At 40.7% G+C, this 5973-nt stretch carries 6 protein-coding genes; all 6 read right to left on the reverse strand.

Annotated elements, in window-relative coordinates; genetic code table 11:
- The coding region (locus ACR2F7_RS08055; protein ID WP_432713069.1) for a nitrilase-related carbon-nitrogen hydrolase at nucleotides 1-305 on the reverse strand (305 nt) is incomplete at its 3' end.
- Between the two features lie 83 nt (nucleotides 306-388).
- Complete coding sequence (locus ACR2F7_RS08060) at nucleotides 389-601, reverse strand: cysteine-rich CWC family protein (RefSeq protein ID WP_432713070.1); 213 nt, start codon at nucleotides 599-601, stop codon at nucleotides 389-391.
- A gap of 71 nt (nucleotides 602-672) precedes the next feature.
- Complete coding sequence (locus ACR2F7_RS08065; RefSeq protein ID WP_432713071.1) at nucleotides 673-3051, reverse strand: ribonucleoside-diphosphate reductase subunit alpha; 2379 nt, start codon at nucleotides 3049-3051, stop codon at nucleotides 673-675.
- A gap of 72 nt (nucleotides 3052-3123) precedes the next feature.
- Entirely contained in the window at nucleotides 3124-4101 is a 978-nt protein-coding gene (locus ACR2F7_RS08070; RefSeq protein WP_432713072.1) for a ribonucleoside-diphosphate reductase small subunit, read from the reverse strand.
- A gap of 295 nt (nucleotides 4102-4396) precedes the next feature.
- The gene (locus ACR2F7_RS08075) at nucleotides 4397-4759 is read right to left on the reverse strand and encodes a septal ring lytic transglycosylase RlpA family protein (protein ID WP_432713073.1); all 363 of its coding nucleotides are present in this window, start codon (nucleotides 4757-4759) and stop codon (nucleotides 4397-4399) included.
- A 140-nt stretch (nucleotides 4760-4899) separates the two neighbouring features.
- Nucleotides 4900-5388 carry a methionine-R-sulfoxide reductase gene (locus ACR2F7_RS08080; protein ID WP_432713074.1) on the reverse strand — a complete coding sequence of 163 codons (489 nt, stop codon included), beginning with the start codon at nucleotides 5386-5388 and terminating at the stop codon, nucleotides 4900-4902.
- Nucleotides 5389-5973 lie beyond the last annotated feature (585 nt).

Raw genomic sequence — 5973 nt, forward strand, 5'->3', positions numbered from 1 at the left:
GCTGTGGTATTATGGTACAAGCCTTCGGCTCTTTTTTCGAATAAAGAAGCGACAATAACGACATTCAATTCGGCAGCAACCTTCGACAATACGTCGGTAGAAGGACCAGGAATAGCTTCAGCAAGTTGGAAATTGTTATAATCTTCTTCATCACAGAAGTAAAGAGAAGTAAACAATTCCTGCAAGCAGACTACCTGTGCACCAAGTGCAGCAATCTCGCGTATTTTAACGATTGCCTTATCTAAATTTTCTTGTTTATTAGCGGTACAGCTCATCTGCACCAATCCAACTTGTACTTTAGCCATTCTATAAAATTTGGTTGCAAAGTTAAGAGAATATTTTTGTTTGCGTGAAGATTGCGCTTTACATTGAGGTAAATGCAAATTGCTTAGCCCTGATTGGCGAAGTTTATGGTTTTGTATTCCGACTGCAGGGCCAATAAACATTGGGCACAAAGGCATCCCTCATACAGCTCACTGATGTATTGCATTTCGTTGAGATCCAGCTGAACGGCATTACACAGGCATTTTAAGGAAGCATTGGCCTTACATTCTATGCCGCTTTGGCAACGGTCGCAAGGAATGATTTCGTGTTTGACCATAATAGCAAAGATACGGCATAAAAAAAGGAGTAAGAAACGAATCTTACTCCTTTATATTCTTTTTGAGGCGATTAACCTGAACAGCTAATGCAACCTTCTTCCATTGAACAAACAGGACCTTCAATAATTTCTTCTGCGCTTTCTTCAATATGCGACGGAATAACAGGCTCCATGTTTTTGCCGGCCTGGTTCTCTACAGTAAACTTCACCGCTTGAGATGCAGCTTGTGTGCGCAGGTAATACATACCGGTTTTTAAACCTTTCTTCCAGGCATAGAAATGCATAGAAGTTAATTTTGAAGTGTTTGGTGCATTGATGAACAAGTTCAGGGATTGCGATTGGCAGATATAGGCACCACGATCAGCGGCCATATCAATAATGCTGCGCATTTTAATTTCCCAAACTGTTTTATACAGTTCTTTAATGTCTGCAGGAATCTCATCAATATGTTGAATAGAGCCGTTAGCCAGGATAATTCTGTCTTTCATGGCTGTATTCCATAAACCTAAAGCCACTAAGTCTTTCAACAAATGTTTGTTGACTACAACAAATTCTCCGCTCAATACTCTTCTGGTGTAAATGTTAGAAGTGTAAGGCTCAAAACATTCGTTGTTACCTAAAATTTGTGAAGTTGAAGCTGTTGGCATTGGCGCAACCAATAAAGAGTTACGTACACCGTTTTTAACCACTTTTTCACGTAAAGTTTCCCAATCCCAACGATTGCTGTCTGGAGTAACCTTCCATAAATCAAACTGGAATTGTCCTTTAGATAATGGAGAACCCTGAAAAGTAGAATAAGGACCTTCTTTAACAGCAAGATCATTTGATGCTGTCATGGCTGCAAAGTAAATGGTTTCGAAAATCTCAGTGTTGAGCTTTTTCGCTTCATCACTTTCAAAAGGCAAACGCATTAAGATAAAAGCATCTGCTAAGCCCTGTACACCTAAACCTACAGGTCTGTGACGCATGTTAGAGTTTTTAGCTTCTTCTACCGGGTAATAGTTATGATCGATAATCTTGTTCAGGTTTAATGTTACCTGGTAAGTTACATCGTATAATTTCTGGTGGTCAAACTCACCGTTGATCACATATCTTGGTAAAGCAAGAGATGCTAAGTTACATACCGCAACCTCATCTTTAGCCGTATATTCAATAATCTCTGTACAAAGGTTGGAACTTTTAATGGTACCCAGGTTTTGCTGGTTAGATTTGCTGTTGGCAGCATCTTTATACAATAAATAAGGTGTTCCGGTCTCGATTTGAGAATCAAGGATAGCAAACCATAACTCCTGAGCTTTAATGGTTTTTCTGGCTTTGCCTTCACGCTCATAGCGGGTATACAATTCTTCAAACTCAGCGCCAAAGCAATCTGCTAATCCTGGTGCTTCATGAGGGCAGAACAAACTCCATTCGCCATTCTCTTCCACACGCTGCATAAACAAATCGCAAATCCATAGGGCATAGAACAAATCACGTGCACGTAATTCTTCTTTACCATGGTTTTTACGCAGGTCTAAGAAACTGAAAACATCAGCATGCCAAGGCTCCAGGTAAATAGCAAAGGCACCTTTACGTTTACCTCCACCCTGATCAACATAACGCGCCGTGTCGTTAAACACTTTCAGCATCGGCACAATACCGTTACTGGTACCATTAGTACCACCAATATAAGTTCCTGTAGCCCTGATGTTATGGATACTTAAGCCAATACCACCTGCACTTTGCGAAATTTTAGCCGTTTGCTTCAAGGTATCATAAATACCTTCAATGCTGTCATCCTGCATGGTTAACAAAAAGCACGAAGACATTTGTGGTTTTGGTGTTGCTGCATTAAACAAGGTTGGTGTAGCATGGGTAAACCAACGCTCACTCATTAAGTTATAGGTAGCAATAGCACTTTGAATATCTTCTTTGTGAATCCCTACAGAAACACGCATAAATAAATGCTGCGGACGCTCTACAATTTGTCCTTCAATTTTAAGCAGGTAAGATTTTTCAAGTGTTTTAAAGCCGAAATAATCAAAACCGAAATCTCTGTCGTAAATAATAGTGCTGTCTAAGATCTCTGCATTTTCTTTAATCACCTGCCATACATCTTCCGCAATCAGCGATGCTGGTTTGCCGGTTTTTACATCGATGTAGTTATACAAGGCTTCCATCGTTTTAGAAAACGATTTGGTTGTATTTTTATGCAAGTTAGAAACCGCAATTCTGGAAGCTAGCAAGGCATAGTCAGGATGTTTTGTAGTTAAAGAGGCCGCTGTTTCTGCAGCAAGGTTATCCAATTCTGAGGTGGTTACCCCATCATACAGGCCTTCAATTACCTTTTTAGCTACGTCTATAGGATCAACCAGCTGAGGATTGAAACCATAACATAATTTCTCAATTCGGGCTGTGATTTTATCGAACCGAACCGCTTCTTGTCGACCGTCTCTTTTTTTTACAAACATTATAATGTTATCCTTAATACAGCCTTTGCAGGGCTGTTGTTATTTAAATAGTTAATTGTTTTTTACCAGAGACTAAAAGTCATCATCAAGAGAGAAAGCCGAAGCTTTATCTTCTGTTGACGTCAGTACGCCACTTTTCTGGTAATCACCAACACGTTTCTCAAAGAAGTTCGTTTTACCTTGTAAAGAAATCATCTCCATGAAATCAAAAGGGTTGGTGGCATTGTATATTTTGGTGTAGCCTAATTCCTGCAACCATCTGTCGGCAACAAACTCAATGTACTGCGACATTAATTTTGCGTTCATGCCGATAAGTGCTACTGGAAGGGCATCTGTAACGAATTCTTTTTCGATCTCTACCGCGTCACGGATAATGCCATGTACCTGTTCTTCGCTCAACCTGTTTTGCAACATTTTGTAAAGCAGGCAGGCAAACTCACAGTGCATACCTTCATCGCGCGAAATCAACTCATTGCTGAATGTTAAGCCCGGCATTAAGCCTCTTTTCTTCAACCAAAAGATAGAGCAGAAACTTCCGCTGAAGAATATACCTTCAACAGCTGCAAAAGCCACTAAACGCTCGGCGAAACTACCGTTGTCAATCCATCGTAAAGCCCATTCTGCCTTACGCTGAACACAAGGCACCGTTTCTACGGCATGGAATAAACGGTCTTTTTCATCTGGATCTTTGATATATGTATCGATCAATAAAGCGTAAGTCTCAGAGTGGATATTTTCCATCATGATCTGGAAACCATAGAAACAACGTGCTTCAGGCAACTGTACCTCACTCATAAAGTTTACAGCAAGGTTTTCATTTACAATACCATCACTGGCAGCAAAGAAAGCCAGGATATGAGAAATGAAATGGCGTTCCCCATCGTTTAAGTTGTCCCAATGCTTTTGGTCGTCAGAAAGATCAATCTCTTCTGCAGTCCAGAAACTCGCTTCACTCTTTTTATACATCTCCCAAATTTCAGGATACTTGATAGGCAAAAGAACAAAACGGTCTTTATTTTCTCTTAATAACAATTCCTCTTCCTGTATCATATTTTAAATTGAGTGGGTTAAACAATATAGTGAAATTTCAAAAGCACACCTGTGATAAAAACTGTGTAATTTTCGAAAACTTATGTGTACAAAGATAATCGACAAGCCGAGCTATAAAAGGTAAAAGTTGTTAACAACTCCAGATTTTTATTAACATCACCAGATAAAATTGACACATTAATTACGCTATAGATTTGCTATAACCGATGCACGGGGGTGCGTGGTTTTAAAGAATCGTAGTGTAAAATTTTTAATTTTCTGACAGCAATGGAGTTGTAAAAAAAACGACCCGATTTTAAGATGGGTCATAAGAAATCTCCACCTTCGAGTGTCCCTTTCCGTAAATGCCCAGGTATTTTGCAGCACTTTCAGAGACATCAATAATATACCTTTTGGTATAGGGACCTCTGTCGTTAACTTCCACATTGATGGTTTTACCATTGCTGAGGTTGGTTACCGTAACGATGGTTCCAAAGGGCAATGTTCTGTGGGCAGCGGTGAGTTTATCTCCCCTGTATTTTTGACCGCTGGTGGTTTTGCGGCCTTCGAATCTTTTATGGTAATACGTAGCCAAACCGCTCTTAGTGCGTAATTTGGATTCATCTTTTTCTGTTCTTTCTTTTTGCGCATGTACCTTTAAAAACAAAAACATGCTCATTAAAATCAAACAATACTTCATATAAAATGCGGTTGGTGAATGGCCAAAGATAAGAAAACTAACCGCTTATAAAAACCGACAGCCCTGTGAGTTATACACAGGGCTGTGGAAAGCAGCACTTTATACGTTGAAAAAAGGGTTTAAAGTGCTTTGGGAATAAAACTCATCGACACGGAATTAACGCAATGGCGGGTGTTTTTAGCGGTGAAACCTTCGCCCACAAATACGTGCCCCAGGTGACCTTTACAGTTGGCACAAACAATTTCTGTACGCATGCCATCGGCATCTGCAATCTTTAAAACAGCACCATCAATTTCATCATCAAAGCTCGGCCAGCCGCAATGCGACTCAAACTTTGAGCTCGATTTATAAAGCGGGGCATTACATCTTTTACATACATAAGTACCCTCCTGCTTATTGTTTAAAAGTTTTCCTGTACCGGGATATTCTGTTCCCTTGTTTACAATAACAGCTTCTTCTTCTTTTGTTAACTTATTCCATTCCATATGCTTCGTTGTTGTTGTCGCTATTGCAGCCTCCACCTTTTTGTCCTTTTGTGCACAAGCGGCAAAGCTTGTCATCAGCAACAGGCCAGAGAAGAGTGCAATTTTACTGATTAATGTTTTCATTGGTTAGATTTATACACAAGATACAAAAAACAAAAAACTGCCCCTGCAGACCTGCGTAAAAGTTGTGTCATCTGTCTGGACGGGTTGTGGTTGCTTTGGTGAGCTTAGCAATACTTAAACGCAGAATAGCCTGTCTCGGTTTAAGGAGACAGGCTATTCTATTTATTGGTGAAGAAAATCTTCTTATTTTTTCAATAACAGTTCTGCCATTGCAGCACCGATTTCAGCAGGACTTTCTACTACACGGATACCACACTCCTCTTGTGTTATGGCACAGCATCCGCCAATTCTCCGCGACGCACCCGCCTAGGCTTCAGCATAGAAAAATACCTCGTACGCTGAGATGCAGTAGAAAGACACTCTTACTCGGGCTAAGTGGCTTCCAATCCATTTCCCGTCCTCGTCCACGATTCGCTCTCTTTTTGCAGGTCCAACTCTCTCCTACTCTCCTCCATGCAGCTCTCTGCATCGTCATTTGTGTGTCGGACGCCCAGCGCTGCAGTGTGAGTCCTTGCCCGTCCTGCAGCCAATCACCAGCCAAAAGGCCGCCAACTCTCCTCAGCAGCTTGATTCGCTGCTTTACTG

This window comes from Pedobacter sp., from assembly GCF_045628745.1.
Taxonomy (GTDB): domain Bacteria; phylum Bacteroidota; class Bacteroidia; order Sphingobacteriales; family Sphingobacteriaceae; genus Pedobacter.

Bases quoted from the DNA above. Each gene is read 5' to 3' on its own strand.
- ACR2F7_RS08060 (WP_432713070.1), bottom strand. From the start codon at position 601: ATGGTCAAACACGAAATCATTCCTTGCGACCGTTGCCAAAGCGGCATA.
- ACR2F7_RS08065 (WP_432713071.1), bottom strand. From the start codon at position 3,051: ATGTTTGTAAAAAAAAGAGACGGTCGACAAGAAGCGGTTCGGTTCGAT.
- ACR2F7_RS08070 (WP_432713072.1), bottom strand. From the start codon at position 4,101: ATGATACAGGAAGAGGAATTGTTATTAAGAGAAAATAAAGACCGTTTT.
- ACR2F7_RS08075 (WP_432713073.1), bottom strand. From the start codon at position 4,759: ATGAGCATGTTTTTGTTTTTAAAGGTACATGCGCAAAAAGAAAGAACA.
- ACR2F7_RS08080 (WP_432713074.1), bottom strand. From the start codon at position 5,388: ATGAAAACATTAATCAGTAAAATTGCACTCTTCTCTGGCCTGTTGCTG.